Source organism: Pedobacter sp. WC2423 (assembly GCF_040822065.1).
GTDB lineage: Bacteria > Bacteroidota > Bacteroidia > Sphingobacteriales > Sphingobacteriaceae > Pedobacter.
In genome coordinates this window covers 5,383,137-5,404,430 of sequence record NZ_CP162005.1, presented here as the reverse complement: position 1 = coordinate 5,404,430, position 21,294 = coordinate 5,383,137, and the positions used below count along the sequence as shown (strand labels likewise).

Below are 21,294 nucleotides of genomic sequence, written 5' to 3'. Positions count from 1 at the left end.
GATTTGGTGCCTTCTTTTTATAATACGATAAGATCTTTACTTATTATTTTAAATCAAACCTGTCCAGGTTCATTACCTTACTCCAGGCACTCACAAAGTCTTTAACAAATTTATCCTGAGCATCGGCACTTGCATAGATTTCTGCAACAGCTCTCAATTCTGAATTAGAGCCAAAAACAAGGTCAGCACGGGAACCTTTCCATTTTGTTTCACCGGTAGCACGATCGCTTCCTTCATAAAGTTCCTTGTCTGCAGATGCTGCTTTCCATACAGTACTCATATCAAGCAGGTTTACAAAGAAATCGTTGGTAAGCTGACCAGGACGTGAGGTGAAAACACCATTTTGAGATCCATCAAAGTTAGTATTGAGTACACGCATACCGCCAACCAGTACCGTTAACTCAGGTGCTGTTAGTGTCAGCAAATGAGCCTTATCTATCAGCAGCTCTTCGGTGGATACAGGGACTTTCGATTTACGATAGTTACGGAAACCGTCAGCAGCAGGCTCCAGATATCCGAATGATTCTACATCAGTCTGTGCCTGTGAGGCATCTGTACGGCCTGGCGCAAAAGGAACTGTGATGCCAGCTGCTTTCTCAACACCTGCACAACCAGCCAGTACGATTAAATCTGCCAGTGAAACTTTTTTATTATTTGTCTGTGCGTCATTAAATTCCTTTTGAATACTTTCCAGTACATCCAGTACTTTTTGCAATTGCGCCGGATTATTCACCTGCCAGTATTTTTGTGGAGCAAGGCGGATACGGGCACCATTAGCACCACCGCGCTTATCAGAACCACGGAAAGTAGAAGCGGAAGCCCAGGCTGTGGAAACCAGCTCAGCTACACTTAAACCTGATTCTAATACTTTTGCTTTCAACGCTGTAATGTCACTTTCAGTGATCAGTACATGATCAACTGCTGGAACAGGATCTTGCCAAAGTAATTCTTCTTGCGGTACATCAGGCCCCAGATATCGTGCTACAGGCCCCATATCACGGTGTGTTAATTTATACCATGCACGTGAAAAAGCATCAGCAAACTCATCCGGGTTTTCAAAGAAGCGTCGTGATATTTTCTCATAAGCCGGATCAAATCTTAAAGCAAGATCGGTAGTCAGCATAGTTGGCAGCTGTTTTTTTGAGTCGTCAAATGCATCAGGAATAATAGCCTCTGCATTCTTAGCAACCCATTGATGTGCTCCAGCCGGGCTTTTAGAAAGCTGCCATTCAAAGCCAAACAGGTTTTCAAAGAAATTATTACTCCATTGGGTTGGCGTTTTAGTCCATGTGACTTCCAGTCCGCTGGTGATTGTATCTGCACCTTTACCAGAGCCATAACTATTGCTCCAGCCCAGGCCCTGCATTTCGGTATCTACAGCTTCAGGCTCTTTGCCCACATGATCAGCAGATGCAGCACCATGGGTTTTGCCAAAGCTATGTCCACCAGCGATTAATGCAACCGTCTCCTCATCGTTCATGGCCATTCTGCCAAATGTATCGCGGATATCTTTAGCAGACGCAACAGGGTCAGGATTACCGTCAGGCCCTTCAGGGTTCACATAGATCAATCCCATTTGTACAGCTGCAAGCGGTTTTTCCAGATTGCGGGAATGAACATCACCATCGGCATCGTCTTCTGAGACCAGTACACCATGCCCATCTACACCAGGTGAACCATGTGCATAACGCAAATCTCCGCCTAACCAGGTGGTTTCATTGCCCCAGTAAACGGATTCATCTGCTTCCCATACATCTTCACGTCCGCCAGCATAGCCAAAGGTTTTAAAACCCATTGATTCCAATGCGATATTACCGGTGAGGATCATCAGATCCGCCCATGAAATCTTATTACCATATTTTTGTTTAATTGGCCAGAGTAATCTGCGGGCTTTATCCAGACTGACGTTATCCGGCCAGCTGTTAAGAGGTGCAAAACGCTGCAGTCCTGCACCTGCCCCACCACGCCCGTCGCCTACACGATAGGTTCCGGCACTGTGCCATGCCATACGGATGAACAAACCACCATAGTGACCAAAATCTGCCGGCCACCAGTCTTGCGAGTCGGTCATTAATGCATGAAGATCGCTTTTTACGGCTTCAAGGTCGAGGCTTTTAAAAGCTTCGGCATAGTTAAAATCTTCACCCATAGGATTTGATAAAGAGGAATGCTGACGCAGGATACTCAGCTTTAACTGGTTAGGCCACCAGTCGTTATTCCGGGTTCCGCCACCCCCAACATTATGCTTCATACTGCCATTATGAAATGGGCATTTACTGATGTCATTTGATTCTCTTTCCATATATTTTATAAGTTTATATTCAATAATAGTTAAGCCTGATAATGGCAAAGCATTATAAATTTATGATATTGAATGATATAATCACAATCAATTATTTCTATGTCAAATAGTTAAAATCTATTATCTTAAAGAATCGCTTCAGGGACGCTTTTGGGGTACCTATATCGCAGGTTATGAATAGAACAGCTGAAAATTAAAATTATGATATTTTGATAAGAGAGAATTTTATATGTCAGTATGCTATGACTTAACGTGATCTGTATAGTGATTCAGATAAAAAATATAAGTTCCTGATTACCAATTAAATCCTCAATTAATGGCTCAAATGACTCTTTTGTATAGAAATTGGCATAATATTTCGTAAATTTGTACTGGATATTTGAAAAGGAGTAGTTAACCACAAATATTTGTACGTATTGGGGCCGTTTTGGATTTGACAGGGCGGAGGTACGTATGTTAGCATGCAGTGCGTTGTACGGGGAGCACTTTAAAGTGAACGTTCACACTTTGATTGGCGAAAATAACTACGCCTTAGCTGCTTAATTTAGAATTAAATAGCTTTTGTCCCTCTGGCTGCTGCGTTTTTAGGCCGGAATCAGGGGCATCGAAATAATTACGCTGGCAATTGTAAGGTATGGTACAGTTGTAAGATAAAATACCTAAGGAGAAAGGCAAGGTAGGTTTCCGGCCCGTCTGATCCCGAAAATAGAGTGGAAAATAAGCATGTAGAAGGCATAATTTGCCACGCAACTGGACAAGGGTTCGAACCCCTTCGGCTCCACTAAGGCCTTTGAGAACATCTCAAAGGCCTTTTTTAATGCTTCTTATAGTATTGTTAACTTGGAAAATGAATACGTCATATATAGGAAATAGGGCTTTTCTATATATGATGCCTGTATCATGTATAGAAAAGCCCTATTTCCTATACATGATAATTAGTTATTGTTCGCTTTGCTGAGAAATTTAAGCTCTTCGAAGGATTAGCTTTGTGATTTATAAAATTTCAGTACTGGCGTCAAATAGTTCATGTAATTTCTGCTGTAACAATTTTTTATCTGGCAACTGCGTTTGATATTCCGCAACCATTGTTGAAGACAGACTTCGGCTTAGCGCATATTCTACTACTTCATTATCCTTATCTTTGCATAATAGAATTCCTATACTAGGATTTTCATTTTGCTTTTTAACATCTCTGTCTAGTGCTTCCAAATAAAAATTTACTTTTCCCAGATGTTCTGGTTTAAACTTGTCTGTCTTCAATTCAAATGCTACCAGACACTGCAATCCTCTATGATAGAATAGTAAATCAAGATAGAAATCGCTATTCCCGACCATTACTTTATACTCTTCGCCAATAAAGATAAAATCCCTGCCTAACTCCAGAATAAAGGTTTTCATTTGTTTGATCAACCCTTTTTGTAATTCACTTTCACTAAATGGCTCAGATAAATTCAAGAACTCAAATACATAGCTGTCTTTAAAACTATTAATCTCAGGATAGGTTTCTCTCAGCGCCGTTGAGACTTTTGAATTTCCTATCATAGTTCTTTCAAATACCACAGATGTAATCTGGCGTTCAAGTTCTCTAAAACTATAGTTCTCTTTTTTAGCCAGTTTTAGATAGAATTCTCTTTCTTCAGTAGTTTTACATCTTGAGAATATGGATAAATTATGTGACCAGCTTATTTCTCTCAACAGTGTTGAGAGTTTTGGTGAATCTTTATAGCTCTCGTAAAACTGCTTCATTCTCCAAAGGTTTTTGTTAGAAAATCCTTTTAAATCCGGCTCGTTTCGATCTAAGTATTTGGCTAATTGATCTACAATAGATTGACCCCATTCAGCAGTTTCAATCTTTTTGCTAATATATTCCCCAATTTTCCAGTAAAGATCAATTAGTTCTGTATTAACAGATTGATAGCATTGAATCTGGCCTGTTTAATAAATTGAATAACCTCTGTAAATTGTTTTTCTAGCATATTAAGTTAATTGGAAGCAAATACTTTTACCAAAATTACATAGAATATGGCAGATTAATTATTATCAGAGGCTGCGTAAAAATATTGCCTCTCTTCTTATGTGATAAAGAGAATTATGTACTCAGATATGATCACACATTATTCTGGCAAATGGGGTTCGATATGCCCCCTCTAGCCTCTTAAAACCGATCAATATTCAATTTCTTCATTCACCTCTTTTTCCAAAACATTTTCCTCATTAACCTCCCTAACAAGCATCAAAAGCCTTACAAAGGGTTCATTTAAATCACCCTCAGTTCCACGAAAGGCCTCTGAGATAACCTCAGAGGCCTTTTTTTCGCTCTTTTATGTTGTCTCTGTACTTAATGACATGTTTTAAATCTTTATCGAAAAAAAGTATAATCATTAATTACGAGTGCACCTTCCTCATTAGATGCTTTAAATTTATGATTCATTTTATAAGCAATATATTTTAACAAAGCCCACGTTTTTTAAATTATTGGAATGAGCTGAGATATGCGTAGAGGTTACTACCCGAAGATCTCTTTATATTTGTTCTCAATTACTATTATTTCCTCGTTTTTTAATTCCTGAAACTCTTTTGTTTTTGCTCTCTCAGACAACTCGCCATTGTTTTGCTCAAGAAAACGTACAAGAAGTGCAACAATCTTGTCAGGCATCTCAAAATGATCATCTAAATATTCTTTCATGAGATCGTATTTTTCAAGATAGGAGACTTCTTCGGGGATTGTTTTTTCTACTGTTTGTAAAACGCACTTATATAAAAATTCCGCTTGTTTAGTTGCATCAAAATATCGGTATAGATCAATTGTATCGTTTAGTATTTCTACATTGTTATCTCTGGTTGGTTTCCAGTCTATTTGATCAAGACGTGGTTTTGAATAGTTTTCTAAGACGCGACGGTATTCATCCAATCCATTTAGGATTATTGCAGAAACCGGGAAAATAATTCCTTTAGAAACGTATTCCTTTCTGAGTAGGACATGATGTATGAGATATCTATGTATTCTTCCGTTACCATCTACGAATGGATGAATAAACACAAATCCAAAAGCGATCATTGCTGCGGCAACTACGGCGTCAAATGAATCGTCCTTCTCCAATTTTTGATCAGTGTCAATCAGGCCTTGTATAAGTGAACTAACGTCTTGCCATTTAGAAGATACATGATCTGGGATTGGCGTTCCATACCTTCTGTCATGTTCTCCGATAAAACCTTCATCCGTACGCCATCCCATTTTAGTAAATCTGGAATTATCAATCACAATTTCCTGTAGTCTGAGCAGTTCATTTTTATCTATAGGTTTAAGCCCAGCTTGTCCAATTGCCCGTCCCCATCTTTGAGCACGGTTTTGTGGAGGCTTTTCTCCCTCTATAGCATAAGATGCTTTTGAATCCTTAAGCAAAAGAAAAGCCGCTGTTCTAGCCATTACATCTGGATGAATTTTTCCAATGATAACTTTTATCTGTTGTGCTAAATCCAATTCAATTAAGTTTTTAAGGAAAGAGGTTTTGCGAACAAGAGGACAAAATTCCCGCACTCCAGGAAGGTTATTCCGAATACGATGTCTTTTTGAGGGAAGGGGGTGGCTGCCAAATTGTAGCTTTGTATCTACCAAATCAACATAGTTACCAGCCGACAAATCCTTCAAATCTAAATTGACTCCCATTAGCCATTCGTATAAAAACCATATTCTTTTACTGTATTGTCCCGTAGGTTCAAGTGAAATAATAGATTCTATATCAATAGGGGCAACCAATGCAAATATTTTTTTTAATACACCTAACTCTATACCTTCATATTTCAAAGCAAATGTCAAATGCCCCATTAATGATTCCTCAGGCTGATGTCTAGGCGTAAAGACAATCCATTCTTGCGTTTCATATTGCTTGTGCTTCTGACTGATTAATGCTAGTCTGTCGGGCAATGGCACTTCTAACTTAAAGAAACCAATCAAAGCGGCATAACCGACTATCGATCCCTCTTCAGGAGCGGTTCTTTCATGAAAAACAGTTATTTTTTGTGAAAAATGATTATTATTTGACGCCATCTGTGAATTTTGATTATTCAAATATAGGAAACGAAGGGGATTTGTCATATATTAAAACTTATGATTCTGAAATCAGAACAAATGCAGCACGTTCATAGCTACATTTTACTGGTTTTCACCACAGTATCGTATGGTTTATCACATCTGGTACAGGCTCAAACTTGTATCATGTAAAGACTTCTGGATATTTTATACATGATAAGCTTCTCATGTATAAACTCTTTACATGAAATTTAAGTATTCTATAATTTTAAACAAATAAGGGTCGATAAAATCTCCTTTGCCTCTGAAAAGAGATCAAAATGTACTTCCATTTTCAATACTTTTTTACTAAAACATTTTCCTCATTAACTGCCCTAACCAGCATCAAAAGCCGTACAAAGGATTTATTTAAACCCTCCCAATCTCCACAAAAGGCATCTGAGATAATATCAGATGCCTTTTTTATTAACCAGGAATAGAATAGTATTGTTATTTTTTTGTCCGAAATCTACAATTCTGAACTATTAAAATATAGTTTCTTTGAATATGAAATCTAATACGATAAAAAAGATCCCTCTATACTTGGCATTTATGCTATGCTTTGCAATTTCACAATTATCAGCACAGGAAAAAATTGTAAACCTTTTTGATTCAGCAAATGTATATTATCAAAAGCGAGATTTTAAAAAAGCTGCTTACTTTTATGATACCTATTATCTGGTTCAAAAAAATGATCAGAGCAACTATGATACTTATCAGGCAGCCGTGGCTTCCTCTTATGTCAATAATATGGCAAATGCAGCCTATTACATAAAAAAATCCGGAGAAATAGCTTATGATTACACCGGTTTTTATGGTTTTCCAAGTTATGAGAAATTTGTTAATGATACTTTGCATATACATTTAAGAGGCCTGAAAGAATGGAAGAACTATATCACCGTACTTAAATACAAGAGAGATTCAGCAGAAGTTTCTATTAGGAAAATTACTGCTGCGCTTCAGGATACCATGGGCAGGGTGAACCGGAATTTAGTAAGTGAGGATATGTATTGGAACAAACAGGCTGTAAATTTAAATGCTGGACAATTAATCAGCAAAATCAAAGGCTCAGTTGCTTACCCTTCAATAAGTAAAACCGATTTTTGGACGCAATACAATATTAAAGTAAATGATACGCTGACTGTTCCATTTTTAGTCTACATCCCTAAAAACTATCGCCGGGATCAGAAAACGCCACTTTATGTCTATCTCCATGGAGCTGTGGTCGGAAGACTTGCTTTTGGCAATCCTGCATGGGTAGAGAACGGTCAGGAAATTAAGATTATGGACAAGGTAAAAGAGCAAAATGCTATTATAATCTATCCATTTGGAAAAAAAGATTTTGGTTGGATCTATCAGCAACAAGCCTTTGAAACAATCCTTAGGGAAGTTATCTTTATAAAGTCGCTCTATAATATAAATGATAATAAGGTTTATATTACAGGACACTCTAATGGCGGAACCGGAGCATTTTGGTTTGCAGTTAACAAGCCTTCAGCATTTGCTGCTTACCTGGGACTAAATTATCTTCCCAAAGTTTATGGAAGCAATACGAGTATTCGAAATCTGGGGAATGTCAGTCCTTTTTTTGGTGTCAGCGGATTGCAGGATAATACTTTCCCATTTGAGCTGGTTAATCAGATTTATCAATATAGTGTGAGTAAGGGTGCAAACTGGAAAAACTATGCAAAAAATGGAAATCATGGACTGGCCATTTTTCAAAGAGACGCTATCAATTTTATTTTTGATACCCTTAAAAATATTACCAGAAACCCTTTTCCAAACAAGTTACAATGGGAAACAGATGATATCAGAAACGGAAGAATCTCATGGCTGGAAATTACCGGACTCGATACTACAGCAAAAAAAGCAGATTGGCATATTCCACTTAATCCGGTCCTGGCTCAAAAGGGGACAGAACTTGCAGATTTTAATAAAAATAAATCCGGAGTCATTTTAGCAGCAGTTGAAGGAAATACGATTCATATCAAATCTTCAAGAGTTAAGACCATAAGGCTATTTATTTCAGCAGATATGTTTGACCTCAACAAGCCAATTAAGATCATAGTGAACAATAAAGCAATATTGAATACAAAGATCTGTGCAGATAAAAATATAATTATAAAGGAATTTCTGGAAACAAGAGACCGTGATTTCATAGTTTCAAATACCATCGAACTTAAACTGTAATCATGATTGAAATTTAGTTTTTGCATTCATAAAGATTGAAACCGGCTGGTTAATGGTTATTTGAATAGAATTAACTGATATTTATGTTGCTTGAAATTTAAAGGACAACAAAATTCCGTTACAAAAACTGAAATACAAGACGGTTATCAGCCAAAGTTTCAATCTGTTTGAAAAAGCGTCCGGGATTTGTACCGGTAAGACTTTTATAAATCTTATTAAAATAAGATTGGTCATAATAGTTACTTTGATAAGCCAGATCTGTCATTTGTTTAACCTGATTTTCCAATAGTTTATTTTGAAGTGAGTGCCTGAACCGGGCGACTTTCCTATATCCGGCTGGTGTTATTCCAAGATGCTTTTTAAATAGTCTGTTAAAAGTACGGGGATGAACATCCAGTTGATCGCAGATGTCTTCTAAAGTTAGGTTTTGTTCAAAGTCAGATAAAAGGTTAATTGACAAATCAAGCTTTTTAGAATCTGGAACAGGTTTAAGCATACTTAACAAAAAGTCTTCTAAAAGAGTGGCTTTAGCTTTTAAATCTCCGGTGGTAAAGAAATCAGAAAGGAATTGCTGGTAAATTCTATTATTATTCCAGACGGAAAATTCCTGACTTGGCTGTTGTATAAGTTGTCCGAAAGGTTCTGGAATAAAGGCATTAATTCCCATCGGTTTGAAAAGGATCGTTACTTTATTCAATTTGCCTTTAAGGAGTATTAAGATAGGATGTTCCCTAAGCCCCTGTACAATTGATACCGGACTAAAGCTACTAACTCCTTCAACACTGGTCTGATACTTATTGATTTCATGTGCTGCATGGCAGTGGATATTGAGAACCGTATAGGTGTGTGGGAAGGCATAATATTTAGCTTCAAAATCATCGCTCTCTGTAGTTAGAAAATAGTAGTAAGCAATATACTTTTCTAGTACAGCATGTTTAACTTTTACAATGACTGGCTCTAGCATTTGAACTAATTCGTGAGTATTAATAATAATAAATCTAGTTATTATAAATAACAAACCTCAAAAATATCCGATAGTTAAATATCGCAAAAAATTAGAATATAGTAAATTATGGCCGATTTTCAAAAATGAGTGTTCAGGATACTGCCAGGAATTCAAATTTATATCAACACCTGGCTCTGATCAAATATATCTGCAGACATCCCCTTCTTTAATCTCTATTCAAAATCCCTGCGCAAGCCACTGGAGTAGGCTGAAGGCAACCATCATAAACCCGTGTATTTTCACTATAATTTAAAGCAATGTCATGTAATTATTCATAAACATAATTATATACGCGGTTAACTCAGAGGATCACCCTCCTGATCGGTCACCTCATCATTTGTCATTCGTTTTAAAATGTAAGACAACAAAGTCTCAAACATAACGTATACCACGAAGATGAAGTATCCAGGCTGCAAAGAGGTATCGTTGACCGTTGTCGTAGTCAATAAACTGTTATGAATATTTAAATTAGACAACTGACTTTGCAGAATTCCGTTCAAACCAATGTAAGTCATCAGGATACCTACAACCATCACATCGGCCATATCCCATTTACCAGACTCAAAGGTCAAATATTTCACCACTTTATTTTCGGCCACTTTTTCATTGCCCAATAAATGAATACCCTTAGCGGTTATTCTTAATACAGGAAGGATAATAATGAATACAAGCATTAATACACCTACAACAACCGCATCAGGCTTAGGTTGTTTAACTAATACTTCTATAATATTCAGTATACTTTTACTTTGAAAAAATAACACCTGGTTCTCAAAAGTAATTTTCTCGCCCAGCAGCATAAAATTCAGTGTTTCGATACGTGCATCTACTTCTATAATAGATGCCGTTACGCCCACCGCCAACAGGATAAAGGCAAACAGCAGCGACATCACAAAAAGTGTAGTCTGCAACTGTACATGTTTTCTCATGAACCACCATAAGCCAAGCGCAACCAAAACGCAGCCCAGCATGCCATAAGCATAATTGTAGGTGACAGTACGGATAGCAGCCAATCTGGAATTGATCACTTTATTAAATTCAGCCGGATTGGAAACGCTATATTTTTTATACAAGTGTTTTGTAACTGCAGTACTGGCAACAGCAGTACTGTCATAAGTTTCATTTGCAAGCTGGTCAACTTTACTTGTAGCAATACTCTTTAACCGCTTATGGCTTGCAGGGCTATTCACTTTATCAATGATTGTTTTTGCAAAAGAAGGCACTTGCTTTTGCAGATCATCAGCATCCACAAAGCTATTGAATGCGAGTTTTTTCAGTTTACCACCCAAACTCTTTTGTGGCTTGTTAATCTCTGCAACAGCCTTGGTAATGAGCCCATGAAGCTGTTCCTCTACTTGTTCCTGCAAGTCTTTCTTTTGTGCGCGGGTCATCGTAAAATCATGCACCTGGTGATTGACAACTTCAGTCATCCGATCCCGCCACTGATCAACAGAAAACAGTCCGAATGTGATATTATTCAACATACTGTAGTCTTCTTTAATCTGTTCCTGCTCCATTGAATCTGTATGCAGGTGGTAACCGAAATAGGCCTCGCCACAAAGAAGTATACTTAACCCAAGAATCAGTATTATATTAGGCAGGCTATATTTTTTAACCGCTGTGTTTGTTTTAATGCGAATCATACGGCGTTATAAATTTCAGGATGGTAGACAAAATAAGTCCGTACAATACAAAGCTGATAAAAATGATATAACCAGGCTGTAAAGCAGTATTATTGGTGGTAATGATGGTTAAAAAATCACTTTGAATATTAAGGCTTGACAATTGACTCTCTAATAAACCATTTAAACCTATATAGGTCATTAATATGGCTATCACAATCACATCTGCCATACTCCATTTACCAGATTGAAATGCGAAGTATTTGATGAATTTATTTTCAGCCAGCTTCCTTTTGCTTAATAAATGAATACCGGTAGAGCTTAATTTCATGATCGGAAACAGAATACTGAAAACAAGGATTAAAATGCCGACAAGTATAGAATCAATGGCAGGCTGCTTCACCAGAACTTCTACTACATCAAGGATACTTTTACTTTGAAAGAATAATACCTGGTTTTTAAAAATCACATGTTCTCCTAACAATACACAGTCAAGTGATTTGATACGTGCGTCTACTTCGATCATTGATGCAGTTAAACCAACTGCCAGAAGAACAAAGGCAAACATCAGTGACATCACAAAAAGGATAGCGTGAAACTCTGCCCTTTTCCTGAATATCCACCACAACGATAATACAATCAGGATACAAGCAAGCATACCAAAAGAGTAGTTATAGGTAATCGTTCTGATTTTATCCAGTGATGCATTAAGCTTATCATTAAATTCATCACGATCAGAAACACGATATTTGCGGTACATTTTACTGATCGCTGCGTTATTTGCCTTTGTCGTACTGTCAGTTTGCTCAATAGCTGTAAATTTCCCCATCGCCATTTCACTTAACTGCTTTTTATTTTTCGGGTTATCGATCTTTGCTATGATAGTTTTAGCAAATTCAGGAACCTGAGCTTTTATTTTATCAGTATTTACAAATGTTTTGATAGCCAGTTTCTTCAATTTCCCACCTATTGATTTTTGTGGTTTATTGACCATGGCCTCTGCTTTATTGATCAAAGCCAGAATGATCTGTTCAACCTCCACCCGCATTTGCTTTTTCTGTTTTGGGGTCATGGTAAAATTACGGACCTGGTGGTTAATAATACCCGCAACCTTGTCATGCCATTGATCGACTGAAAACAGCCCGAAAGTGATATTATTGATATCGGAGTAATCTTTTTTGATTTCTTCCTGCTGATTTGAGAGCGTATGCAGCCGGTAGCCAAAATAGCCTTCGCCAGCCAAAAGCAGGCCCAGGCCGAAGATGAGTAATAATTTGACGACGTTAAATCCTTTAACGACATTTTGTTGTTTTTCGGCAGCCAATCGGGTTAGATTTAGATAGTAGAATAATTAGATAACTAAAATCTTCTGGAAATGTTTGGGGGTTTTATTACTGATGGCGGAAATGGGTTAACCTATTACTTTTTACCTCCGCGCTCTACACTTTTAATATCCTCTTCCCGGTTCTTTTTAAAGTCAAAATGTTCGAAATCTTTTGTCGCAGGAGGCTGTATAGTATAACTATCCAATTGCTCTATTTCAATCACAATGTTATCTGTTTTAAGGTCAATAATATGACCACCGGCATTTTTCTGAGCCGATAGAAAATGAAAATGATAACCTGAAATATTAGTGTTATCCATAAAATAAGGCAGACGGTAACCGATCAGATCTCCTTCACAATCTTTATACTCAAAAAACCGTTGTAAGGCTAACATTTCAGCAAGTGGTGTATGCTGATGTGCTTTTACAGGTGGAAAAGCCCTTGTTTTTATCGCTTTGAATTTACCACTGATATGGATGGCATACATCCCGTTTACATTAGTGAGCACACTATCCAGATAATGGAACAATGCTGTTTTATCCATCCCTGCCGGAGGATTAAGCTTCTTGTCCGCATGAAAAAAGTTGACCATTGCAAATGAAGTTGAATCCCGGTCATCTACCAGTGAAGTCTTACCTGTATGCTGGGTCTTATAAATTTTCCCCTGGTAGATCATCAGCTCACCATCCAGTTTATCGGGGGCACCAAGACCAAAATTACCATGCTTTTTAAGTGATTGATAAGGATAAAAACCATCATACAGACCACCGATCAGTCCGCCGCCAATACCAACGGTGAATAATGATTTTGGGATACTATCTTTTGGTATGGCTTTAACAGAACATAAATCTCTGGTAGTAACGGAAGCGCGGGCTGTAAATGTAATTGCAACTGCAGCGAAGATAACAATGGAGATTAAACGGTTGATACGCATGATCCTTAGAAGTTTTAAGCAATAAAGGTACAGACGGAATTACATATAGCCTTTAGTTTTTTTAAATTCTTCAAAAGATTTTTTAATATAATTATGGAGATCATAATCGCTCCATTTCCGAATGTCCTCATTCTTTGGCCAGTAAGCCGACTTAAACTCTTCCAGATCTTCCTCCTTAACCGGAACAAGCAGCTTAATCTTTTCTTTATTGAACCTGGTGGCTACTTCGGTATAATCAGATTCACGTGCAATGAATTTCCCAAGCCTTCTGGCGCGTTTACCATCCTGACTAAAAGTCTCATACAAATAAGTAAGCGGACTACCACCCAGTGGCGACAACATCCCTATGGATGGTTTACCATTCGTAAAAATCCCCCTGGCTTTGAAATCAGCCTGAGCTTCCCGTAACCCCTGTAACCTGGACTGCCCGGTTATTTTCACTTCTTTTAACTGAGTCGAGGAAGCTCTGAGATAAATAACCAGATCTTTTAGATTACTTACCTCAATCTGTTTATTCAAATACCCATCCAGAGAAATCTGAAGTGTATCCCCTTGTTGTGCCAGTATATCAAATAAACCAAAGTTATTAGTTGAATTCGTATAACCAGTTCTTTGATTATGAACTGAAGCCCCTCCTACTCTTGTCCTGGTTCCTTCTTCAAATATCACTCCTTTCAGCATTTGCTGGGATTGACCCTTCAGCGGTGAAAAAAACACCATTACTATAAATACTGATAATATCCGCACTAAAATTAGCTTCATCTATTAAAAGTAGAGAAAAGAAAAAAACAATTTCAGTAATTAACACTCTTTAACCTGAATGTTAATTATTGTTAATATTCGGACCTGTTAAAACTCCAGGCATTTCCCTTGTTCGGGAAAAACAAGTTTCAGCCCCAGCTGATTTTTCTGTTTCAGTTCATTAACCAGGTATTCTTCTTCTTTATCCCATGCCTTCATATGTGTAATCACAATAGAAACTTTTTGCAAAGCTTTAACACCTGTCAGTTTACTCAGCTTACTTAACTCTACCATCAGCAAACGTGGTGTCAAATGCCCGAATAACTGATTTTCAGGCTGTTTATCAGAAAAAGATGTTTCAATAAATATGGCTTTCAGCTGGTTCTTTAGAATCAGTGGGGCCACTTGCTTCCACAGCTGCTCTAATTGCGTATTTTTCTCTATTTCATCTGCTCCTGTATCTCCCAGGTATATTAAAGAACTTTCCTGATGACTGATTAAAAAAGCTGTACTCTCATAACCAGGCCCGTGACTCAAAGGAAAAGCCGTCACCTGCATTTCTGTACCAGTCAGTTCTTTTTTCACCTGCGCTTCAAGTGGTACATAAGTATATTTATTCAAACGCGGCATCTCCCCTTCATTCGCAAAGTTAGCCCAGGCTTTCCAGGTAAAATACTTTTCTCTTAAGACTTCAATAACGGATGGAAAAGCATAAATATTCTTTTTAGAGTCATCAGGAGAGTTCATAATCAATCCGGCAATATGATCCAGGTGTGCATGTGATACCAGGTAACCCTTAATGTTATTTTTCAGGACTTCATCAGCCGGCCCTTTAAACAATTGATTGCTGATCGCTACATCTATTCCATGTCTGAGCGTTCCCGCATCGGCAGCAATAAAGTGATCGCTTCCTATGGGTGCAATCAGATAAGCCGATAAATTACTTTCATCCAGTCCGCCCCTGGTACCCAATGGGATGACTTTAAAAGATTTTTGATTTTGTGCATAACCATGGCTAAAAACAAGGTTTAATAAGAGCAGAAGGAGAAAATATGATTTCTTAGACATAGGTTGATAACATTTGAGAAAATTCCAATTTATTCTTTATAGTTTTAGAAATGATTTACGCGGTTGAATGAAGCTGTTAAGCTAGATCATTTTTTTCTTAAAATATAGATAACAAAAATGCGTAAATTAATACTAATATCCTGTAGCAGTCATGTGAAGAAATCTGATCATGGCAAGATTCCTGCGTATATCCATGTGAACCAATTTATTAACAACCACGTATGAGAAGTTTAAAAATTAATATCGAAAACGATGTTTACAGTATATTACATCCAATAGCAACTATCAATCTTTACAAAATCGTTCATCCAAAGGGCTCATTTGAGATTACAAGGAGAAGATATACCGGAGAATGGAAAGTTTTGCTGCAAACAAACAAGTCAGTAACCTTACCGATTGCACCAATCGGAAAAGCAATAGAGGAAAAATTGGGTATAGTGAACTAAATCGTAATCAGCTATATACCGTTGATTATATTGCCCAACCTGTTGGTTGCGATACCCATATTACATTATTTATGGCGGGGTAATAATTTATATTTATTACCTTCACCAAAAAAAACGATATGACTATTTCCACAGTTTTAGAAAATCACGAGATTTCAGCACATACGGAACGTTTAGGAACGGCAGACGTTACTTTCATCGTTCTTGCTTTATGCGTAATTATAGCAACTACAGCAATTTACTTTTCTTTTCTTAGAAAAGCTGCCCATACTGAAGACGCAAAACACTAAGCTGTTTGCTGCTAATCAGTACTGCTCTTCGGATGGATCTTTAAATAAGTTCTGCGCAAAGTTAACCAGGAACAATTCCTGTTTAGCCCTGGTAATGGCAGTATATAACCAGCGCAGAAACTCAAGATCTACCATTTCGTCGGTCAGGTATCCCTGATCTACAAATACCGCATCCCATTGACCGCCCTGTGCTTTATGGCAGGTTACTGCATAAGCAAATTTAATTTGCAGCGCATTGTAATACGGGTCTTCCTTAATCGCCAGCATCCGCTCCCGCTTATTTGTAATATGCTCATAATCTTCTACTAAACCTTCGAATAATTTTTTGCTGTCTGCATAAGGTAAATTAGGTGTTTCTGCCTGTAAGGTATCCAGCATGACTTTACAGGTGACCTGACCTGCTTCCGGATAATCCAGAAATTCAAGCTGTACCTCAGAGAACCTGAAACCATACCGCTCTTCTTCGTTCCTTACCCTGACAATCCTGGCCATATCACCATTGGCAATAAAAGAAGTCGATTCATTATCCGGCAACCAGAAATAATTATTCCGGACGACCATAATCTGATCTCCGCCAGTCAGTTCCTCTTCACGGTATAATAATCTTGCCCTGATTTGCTGGTTGTAAACATTTGCAGACTTATTAGAACGGCAAACCACCAGAGAATTTTCGATATCGAATTTTCTGTAGGCATACTCTAACCCTTCGACAAGCTTGACTCCTGTCATCCTGAAAATATCTTTATAGCCTTTCGTGAAAAATTGTGGCAAGGCTACTTTCTCCTCTCCATTTCCTTCTGCCATATTTTCAATATGCGTATTGATCAGATCCCGCAGCATAGAAGCATTCGCTAATATTCCCGATGTTCTGCCCTGCCTTACCACTTCTCTCAATTCTGTTTCTGTGACTCTTAATCCGAAATTCTGAGCGACATAATCTTTATTCAATGCCGGAGATTCCAGACTGCCTACCGGGGGCAACTGTGCGGTATCCCCCACAAATAGTACAGCGCAATTTTTACCATTATAGATAAACTCCATCACATCTTTCAAAAAAGAAGATCCATTCTGGGTATTCCACTCATCGGCAATCATTGAAGCCTCATCAATAATAAATAAAGTATTTTCTGCAAGGTTTGGCGCCAGCTGAAATGACATATCAAGCCCTACCGCAGTTCTTTTTCTATATATTTTTTTGTGAATAGTTAACGCTGTTCTGCCCGAATAACTCGTCATCACCTTCGCAGCACGGCCCGTTGGCGCAAGCAAAACCGATCTGAACTTAAATTTTGGTAACACCTTCACCAGTGCAGCAACCGAAGTAGTTTTACCTGTACCTGCATATCCTCTGAGGATGAAACACCTGTTATCCAGCTCTCCAGATAAAAAATCAGCCATTTGCTGGCAAAAAACAAACTGTTCAGCAGTGGGTTGAAATTGATAAGACTGGGCAATTATTGAGGCTTTATCCATTTTACAAATATGCAATGGTGTTGTTATAGAAAAAAGAATTAATTTTGCTAAGATGAACAATAGTAAAAACAGCATTTTATTAGTGGATCCGGAATTTGATCCTCATACTGCCTCAGCCTGTAATTTGTTGTTAAAGATTACCGGCGATAGTTTTTCATATGCCATAATTGATAAAAACAGCAAGCAGTTAAAAGCCGTATTTGATCAGCAGGAGTGTGAAGACATCAGCACTGACCTGGCCACTATTTTAAAAAATGACAATTACCTTAAGCTGCCATTCAGGGAAATTAAGGTTTCTGTGTATACGCCAAATACTATTGCTGTTCCCAATGAGTTTTTCTGTAAGCAGGACCTGAATACCTACGCTAACTTTTTCAGCGAAGATCAATCAGCTACCTTATATACACGTGCTTTTGCGCGCTTTGGCTTCACTTCAGTGTTTAACCTGGAGAAATTCACTGAGCAAACTTTAAATACCTTCCTGGCCAGCGCTGCACGCTATGAGCAGAATGCACCAGTTCTGGCATTGGCAACCAGTGCAGAAGGCACGTCTTTATTGCTTGACTTCACAGCGGGCTCTTTTAATGCCTTATTACTGGATGAAGGCAAGATGCGCTTCCAGAATACCTACCAGATAGAGAATGCGGAAGAATTTAACTATTACCTGGTCTTATTGATTCAGGAATTAAAGTTAGATCCGGCAACCACATCTGTATTAATCAGTGGAATTATTCATCAGAATGATGGTTACCATACCTGTCTGCATAAATATTTCAATCACATCCATTTTAACCTTCCTCCTGCCAGTGATATTGATCATGCGATCTTAGATGATATGCCTGCTCACTATTACAGCAGCTTATTAGCCCTGGACTTATGCGTATAATTGGCGGTAAATTAAAAGGTATCCGCATGAATGCGCCTGCCAGTCTTCCTGTAAGACCTACTACAGACATGGCCAAAGAGGCCCTTTTCAATATTTTATACAATACTTACGATTTTGACAGTTGCAGTGTGCTCGATTTATTCAGCGGCACAGGAAACATCAGTATTGAATTCGCTTCACGCGGAATAAAAGAAGTAACTGCTGTAGATAAACATTCCGGCTGTATATTCTGGCTTAAATCAGTTATTGAAAAATATGAACTGAATGAAATCACACTGCAAAAGGCAGATGTATTCAAATTCCTGGAACAACACACTAAAAGTTATCAGATTATATTTGCAGATCCACCTTATGATTTGACAAATATTCCGCTTATTCCACAATTAGTGGCGAAAAACAAGTTATTGACTGAAAACGGATTACTGGTGGTAGAACATCCTTCTTTATTAAAATTAAAAGATCAGCCAGGTTATAAAGAAACCCGCCGTTATGGTAATTCTTCTTTCAGCTTTTTTAACTATACGCCTTAAACTATGAAAATAGCCCTGTTTCCGGGATCATTTGATCCATTAACCATCGCACATGCTGATATCTTAAAGCGTGCCTTGCCATTATTTGATAAAGTAGTAGTTGGAATAGGACTGAACAGTTCTAAACAAAGTTTTTTATCCGGACAGGTGCGCGAAGAAATCGTAAAAGCTGTATTTGCAGCATATGATAACATTGAAGTTCAATCTTATGAAGGCTTAACGGTTGATTTTTGCAGAAAGATCAATGCTTCTTATATGATCCGTGGAATCCGGTCTGTAGGTGACTTTGAATATGAAAGGGCAATTGCGCAGATTAACCAGACGATGATGCCAGAAATGGAAACGATCTTTATTTTGAGTAAACCTGAGTATTCGGCCATCAGCTCCACCATAGTCCGGGATATTCTCCGTAACCATGGTGATGTAACGCCTTTTCTTCCTAAGGAAGCTTTATTTTTTCTTTAGATACTTTCTCTTTAATCAGTTTGCCCGCTTTCAGCACGTCAATAATAGAAGGATAAGTATTTTTCAGCACTGGCTTAAGGTCAGCAGCGGTAAGCCATTCTGCTTTAGTAATCCCTTCTTCTTTCTGCGGAATCAATTTAGGGCTTCCTTTAACGGTCATGCTATACCAGTTGGTTCTTTTCAGGACTAACCTGGTCCCCATTTCATAAACATGATAGGTTTTGCATAACCTTTCATCGTTGGTATTGATTTTTACGCCGCATTCTTCTTCAACTTCGCGTCTTCCGGCATCTTTAATGCCTTCTCCTTTTTCGACTTTACCTTTAGGCAGATCCCATTTTTTATTTCTGAAGATAAACAAGTATTCATCTTTTGCGTTCATGACCAGACCACCCGCGGCTTTAATGACAGTTAAGCCGGCCTTCATTTGTTTGAAAAGTGATTTTGGATCAGCAGTGATCAGTACATACTGTTTTGCAGATAATTTACTCAAGCCTTCATAGAAAGCTTCAAAATTAAACCCGTTTTCCTCCACCAGCTCAACAGGTTCAGTGTGCGAGGGCACTTTGTTCGCAATCAGCAGTGTATTATCGTTGATGTAAATGGTATAAGTTTTCATTGGTATATTCGTTTGTATGCCAGCTTTCAAAAGCTGGTTGGGTGTACTGGTTTATGAAATAAAAGTATAAAAATTATGCACGATACAAAGAGGAATCAGATATTTTTTAGTTTAAATCCTACTCGTTTCTAATTATCGCATTGATTATCAATCGGTGGCAAAAAAAGGACAAATCGTTTGTGGAATAAAGGTATTATTTTGAGTAATTTTGGAGCATGTATAATAAAAGTGATATTGAATTAAAGGTAGCTGAATTTTTACTTCAAATTAAAGCAATAAAATTACAGCCGAATAACCCTTTTACGTGGGCATCAGGCTGGAAATCTCCAATTTATTGTGATAATAGGATAACGCTCTCCCATCCGTCAGTTCGAACATACATCAGACAGAAACTTACGCAGTTGATACAGGAAGAATTTGGTTCTGTTGATGTCATTGCCGGAGTTGCAACTGCTGGTATTCCTCAGGGTGTATTAGTTGCTCAGGAATTAGGATTACCATTTGTTTATGTAAGAGCAAAAGCTAAAGAACATGGAACGGGTAGCCTGATTGAAGGAGAGATCATTGAAGGTCAGCGCGTAGTTGTGGTAGAAGATTTAATTTCTACTGGCAAAAGTAGTTTACAGGCGGTACACGCATTAAAAAATGCGGGTTTGTCTGTTGCAGGTCTGGTTTCTATCTTCACCTATGGCTTTGACATTGCTGAAGAAAACTTTAAAGAGGCTAAATGTCGTTTTGCAACGTTATCTAACTACAATACTTTAATACAGTATGCTGCTGAGAATAGTTTTATCGCACAAAGTGATGTGGATATTCTTAATCAATGGCGCAGAAACCCAGCAGAATGGGGACAGAAATTTGACCAAAATCCAGTATAAAATGACCGTTATTGAAAGTGCCACCACAGTAAACCAACCGGTAGATAAAGTTTATGCTTTTTTAGCCGACATGAACAATCATCAGCAGTTAATGCCTGAAAACATTTACAACTGGTCTTCTACAGCAGACGATGCTAATTTTACCATTCAAAATATGGCTAAACTGGCGATTAAGATTTCCAGCAGAGTTGAAAACCAGGAGTTGATTGCAATTCCTTCTGAGAAAGCTCCTTTCGATTTAGAATTGAAATGGACAGTAGCGGATAATGGTGATGGTACAACAACAGCTACACATATCATTTCAGCAGATCTGAATATGATGATGAAAATGCTGGCTGCGGGGCCTTTAAAGAAACTTGCAGATCATCAGACTGAACGTTTAAGCGAGATTTTAAAATAAAAAACATCTCATTGCATGAATGGGATGTTATGGAAAGAGCAAATAGCTGA

19 protein-coding genes and 1 other RNA gene are annotated in these 21,294 nt (G+C 37.9%); 9 read left to right on the top strand and 11 right to left on the bottom strand.

The features are described 5' to 3' along the window. Positions 1-43 precede the first annotated feature (43 nt). Entirely contained in the window at positions 44-2,302 is a 2,259-nt protein-coding gene (gene katG / locus AB3G38_RS22730) for a catalase/peroxidase HPI (RefSeq protein WP_367865983.1), read from the bottom strand. A 418-nt stretch (positions 2,303-2,720) separates the two neighbouring features. Between katG and ssrA the strand changes: the two genes are divergently transcribed. Further along, positions 2,721-3,086, top strand: a transfer-messenger RNA (tmRNA) gene (ssrA, locus tag AB3G38_RS22725). Positions 3,087-3,295: 209 nt separating this feature from the next. Here the strand turns inward: ssrA and AB3G38_RS22720 are convergent. Beyond that, on the bottom strand, positions 3,296-4,177 hold the full coding sequence (locus AB3G38_RS22720) for a YhcG family protein (RefSeq protein ID WP_367868782.1): 882 nt from the start codon (positions 4,175-4,177) through the stop codon (positions 3,296-3,298). Positions 4,178-4,808: 631 nt separating this feature from the next. Next, positions 4,809-6,350 carry a Fic family protein gene (locus tag AB3G38_RS22715; protein WP_367865982.1) on the bottom strand — a complete coding sequence of 514 codons (1,542 nt, stop codon included), beginning with the start codon at positions 6,348-6,350 and terminating at the stop codon, positions 4,809-4,811. Between the two features lie 573 nt (positions 6,351-6,923). On the opposite strand from AB3G38_RS22715, the gene AB3G38_RS22710 reads away from it, so the two are divergent. Further along, complete coding sequence (locus AB3G38_RS22710) at positions 6,924-8,561, top strand: alpha/beta hydrolase-fold protein (protein WP_367865981.1); 1,638 nt, start codon at positions 6,924-6,926, stop codon at positions 8,559-8,561. Between the two features lie 118 nt (positions 8,562-8,679). On the opposite strand, the gene AB3G38_RS22705 is transcribed toward AB3G38_RS22710, so the two are convergent. The 6 genes from AB3G38_RS22705 to AB3G38_RS22680 form a co-directional block, all read right to left on the bottom strand. Next, the gene (locus tag AB3G38_RS22705) at positions 8,680-9,579 is read right to left on the bottom strand and encodes a helix-turn-helix transcriptional regulator (protein WP_367865980.1); all 900 of its coding nucleotides are present in this window, start codon (positions 9,577-9,579) and stop codon (positions 8,680-8,682) included. Between the two features lie 284 nt (positions 9,580-9,863). Continuing rightward, positions 9,864-11,210, bottom strand: a complete 1,347-nt coding sequence (locus tag AB3G38_RS22700; protein WP_367865979.1) for a paraquat-inducible protein A — start codon at positions 11,208-11,210, stop codon at positions 9,864-9,866. Next, positions 11,197-12,513, bottom strand: a complete 1,317-nt coding sequence (locus AB3G38_RS22695; protein ID WP_367865978.1) for a paraquat-inducible protein A — start codon at positions 12,511-12,513, stop codon at positions 11,197-11,199. Before AB3G38_RS22695 ends, AB3G38_RS22700 begins: the two co-directional genes overlap by 14 nt. A 95-nt stretch (positions 12,514-12,608) precedes the next feature. Continuing rightward, entirely contained in the window at positions 12,609-13,448 is an 840-nt protein-coding gene (locus AB3G38_RS22690; protein ID WP_367865977.1) for an acetolactate decarboxylase, read from the bottom strand. A 39-nt stretch (positions 13,449-13,487) separates the two neighbouring features. Next, the gene (locus AB3G38_RS22685; RefSeq protein WP_367865976.1) at positions 13,488-14,210 is read right to left on the bottom strand and encodes a hypothetical protein; all 723 of its coding nucleotides are present in this window, start codon (positions 14,208-14,210) and stop codon (positions 13,488-13,490) included. Positions 14,211-14,297: 87 nt separating this feature from the next. Next, positions 14,298-15,257: an MBL fold metallo-hydrolase gene (locus AB3G38_RS22680; RefSeq protein ID WP_367865975.1), complete on the bottom strand. Its 960-nt coding sequence runs from the start codon at positions 15,255-15,257 to the stop codon at positions 14,298-14,300. 221 nt (positions 15,258-15,478) lie between these two features. On the opposite strand from AB3G38_RS22680, the gene AB3G38_RS22675 reads away from it, so the two are divergent. Next, a complete protein-coding gene (locus AB3G38_RS22675) occupies positions 15,479-15,703 on the top strand; it encodes a hypothetical protein (protein WP_367865974.1) in 225 nt (74 codons plus the stop codon). A 119-nt stretch (positions 15,704-15,822) separates the two neighbouring features. Further along, the gene (locus AB3G38_RS22670; protein WP_367865973.1) at positions 15,823-15,993 is read left to right on the top strand and encodes a hypothetical protein; all 171 of its coding nucleotides are present in this window, start codon (positions 15,823-15,825) and stop codon (positions 15,991-15,993) included. A 15-nt stretch (positions 15,994-16,008) separates the two neighbouring features. On the opposite strand, the gene AB3G38_RS22665 is transcribed toward AB3G38_RS22670, so the two are convergent. Beyond that, positions 16,009-17,466 (bottom strand): ATP-dependent RecD-like DNA helicase, encoded by a 1,458-nt coding sequence (locus tag AB3G38_RS22665; RefSeq protein ID WP_367865972.1) that lies wholly within the window; start codon positions 17,464-17,466, stop codon positions 16,009-16,011. Positions 17,467-17,518: 52 nt separating this feature from the next. On the opposite strand from AB3G38_RS22665, the gene AB3G38_RS22660 reads away from it, so the two are divergent. The 3 genes from AB3G38_RS22660 to coaD are packed head-to-tail and all read left to right on the top strand — an operon-like array spanning position 17,519 to position 19,347. After that, entirely contained in the window at positions 17,519-18,352 is an 834-nt protein-coding gene (locus tag AB3G38_RS22660) for a DUF3822 family protein (protein ID WP_367865971.1), read from the top strand. Next, a complete protein-coding gene (locus tag AB3G38_RS22655; protein WP_068402444.1) occupies positions 18,343-18,882 on the top strand; it encodes an RsmD family RNA methyltransferase in 540 nt (179 codons plus the stop codon). Before AB3G38_RS22660 ends, AB3G38_RS22655 begins: the two co-directional genes overlap by 10 nt. 3 nt (positions 18,883-18,885) lie before the next feature. Continuing rightward, complete coding sequence (gene coaD / locus AB3G38_RS22650; RefSeq protein WP_367865970.1) at positions 18,886-19,347, top strand: pantetheine-phosphate adenylyltransferase; 462 nt, start codon at positions 18,886-18,888, stop codon at positions 19,345-19,347. Here the strand turns inward: coaD and AB3G38_RS22645 are convergent. After that, the gene (locus tag AB3G38_RS22645; protein ID WP_367865969.1) at positions 19,322-19,966 is read right to left on the bottom strand and encodes an NUDIX hydrolase; all 645 of its coding nucleotides are present in this window, start codon (positions 19,964-19,966) and stop codon (positions 19,322-19,324) included. The two genes, coaD and AB3G38_RS22645, sit on opposite strands and share 26 nt — an antisense overlap. Before the next feature lie 215 nt (positions 19,967-20,181). On the opposite strand from AB3G38_RS22645, the gene pyrE reads away from it, so the two are divergent. Continuing rightward, complete coding sequence (gene pyrE / locus AB3G38_RS22640; protein ID WP_367865968.1) at positions 20,182-20,844, top strand: orotate phosphoribosyltransferase; 663 nt, start codon at positions 20,182-20,184, stop codon at positions 20,842-20,844. 1 nt (position 20,845) lies between these two features. Further along, on the top strand, positions 20,846-21,244 hold the full coding sequence (locus tag AB3G38_RS22635; RefSeq protein WP_367865967.1) for an SRPBCC family protein: 399 nt from the start codon (positions 20,846-20,848) through the stop codon (positions 21,242-21,244). Positions 21,245-21,294 lie beyond the last annotated feature (50 nt).

Excerpts from the sequence above, each read along its gene's own strand:
- AB3G38_RS22645 (WP_367865969.1), bottom strand. The coding sequence starts at position 19,966 with ATGAAAACTTATACCATTTACATCAACGATAATACACTGCTGATTGCG.
- katG (WP_367865983.1), bottom strand. The coding sequence starts at position 2,302 with ATGGAAAGAGAATCAAATGACATCAGTAAATGCCCATTTCATAATGGC.
- AB3G38_RS22685 (WP_367865976.1), bottom strand. The coding sequence starts at position 14,210 with ATGAAGCTAATTTTAGTGCGGATATTATCAGTATTTATAGTAATGGTG.
- AB3G38_RS22710 (WP_367865981.1), top strand. The coding sequence starts at position 6,924 with ATGCTATGCTTTGCAATTTCACAATTATCAGCACAGGAAAAAATTGTA.
- coaD (WP_367865970.1), top strand. The coding sequence starts at position 18,886 with ATGAAAATAGCCCTGTTTCCGGGATCATTTGATCCATTAACCATCGCA.
- AB3G38_RS22690 (WP_367865977.1), bottom strand. The coding sequence starts at position 13,448 with ATGCGTATCAACCGTTTAATCTCCATTGTTATCTTCGCTGCAGTTGCA.
- AB3G38_RS22635 (WP_367865967.1), top strand. The coding sequence starts at position 20,846 with ATGACCGTTATTGAAAGTGCCACCACAGTAAACCAACCGGTAGATAAA.
- pyrE (WP_367865968.1), top strand. The coding sequence starts at position 20,182 with ATGTATAATAAAAGTGATATTGAATTAAAGGTAGCTGAATTTTTACTT.
- AB3G38_RS22670 (WP_367865973.1), top strand. The coding sequence starts at position 15,823 with ATGACTATTTCCACAGTTTTAGAAAATCACGAGATTTCAGCACATACG.
- AB3G38_RS22660 (WP_367865971.1), top strand. The coding sequence starts at position 17,519 with ATGAACAATAGTAAAAACAGCATTTTATTAGTGGATCCGGAATTTGAT.
- AB3G38_RS22700 (WP_367865979.1), bottom strand. The coding sequence starts at position 11,210 with ATGATTCGCATTAAAACAAACACAGCGGTTAAAAAATATAGCCTGCCT.
- AB3G38_RS22715 (WP_367865982.1), bottom strand. The coding sequence starts at position 6,350 with ATGGCGTCAAATAATAATCATTTTTCACAAAAAATAACTGTTTTTCAT.
- AB3G38_RS22680 (WP_367865975.1), bottom strand. The coding sequence starts at position 15,257 with ATGTCTAAGAAATCATATTTTCTCCTTCTGCTCTTATTAAACCTTGTT.
- AB3G38_RS22675 (WP_367865974.1), top strand. The coding sequence starts at position 15,479 with ATGAGAAGTTTAAAAATTAATATCGAAAACGATGTTTACAGTATATTA.
- AB3G38_RS22665 (WP_367865972.1), bottom strand. The coding sequence starts at position 17,466 with ATGGATAAAGCCTCAATAATTGCCCAGTCTTATCAATTTCAACCCACT.
- AB3G38_RS22655 (WP_068402444.1), top strand. The coding sequence starts at position 18,343 with ATGCGTATAATTGGCGGTAAATTAAAAGGTATCCGCATGAATGCGCCT.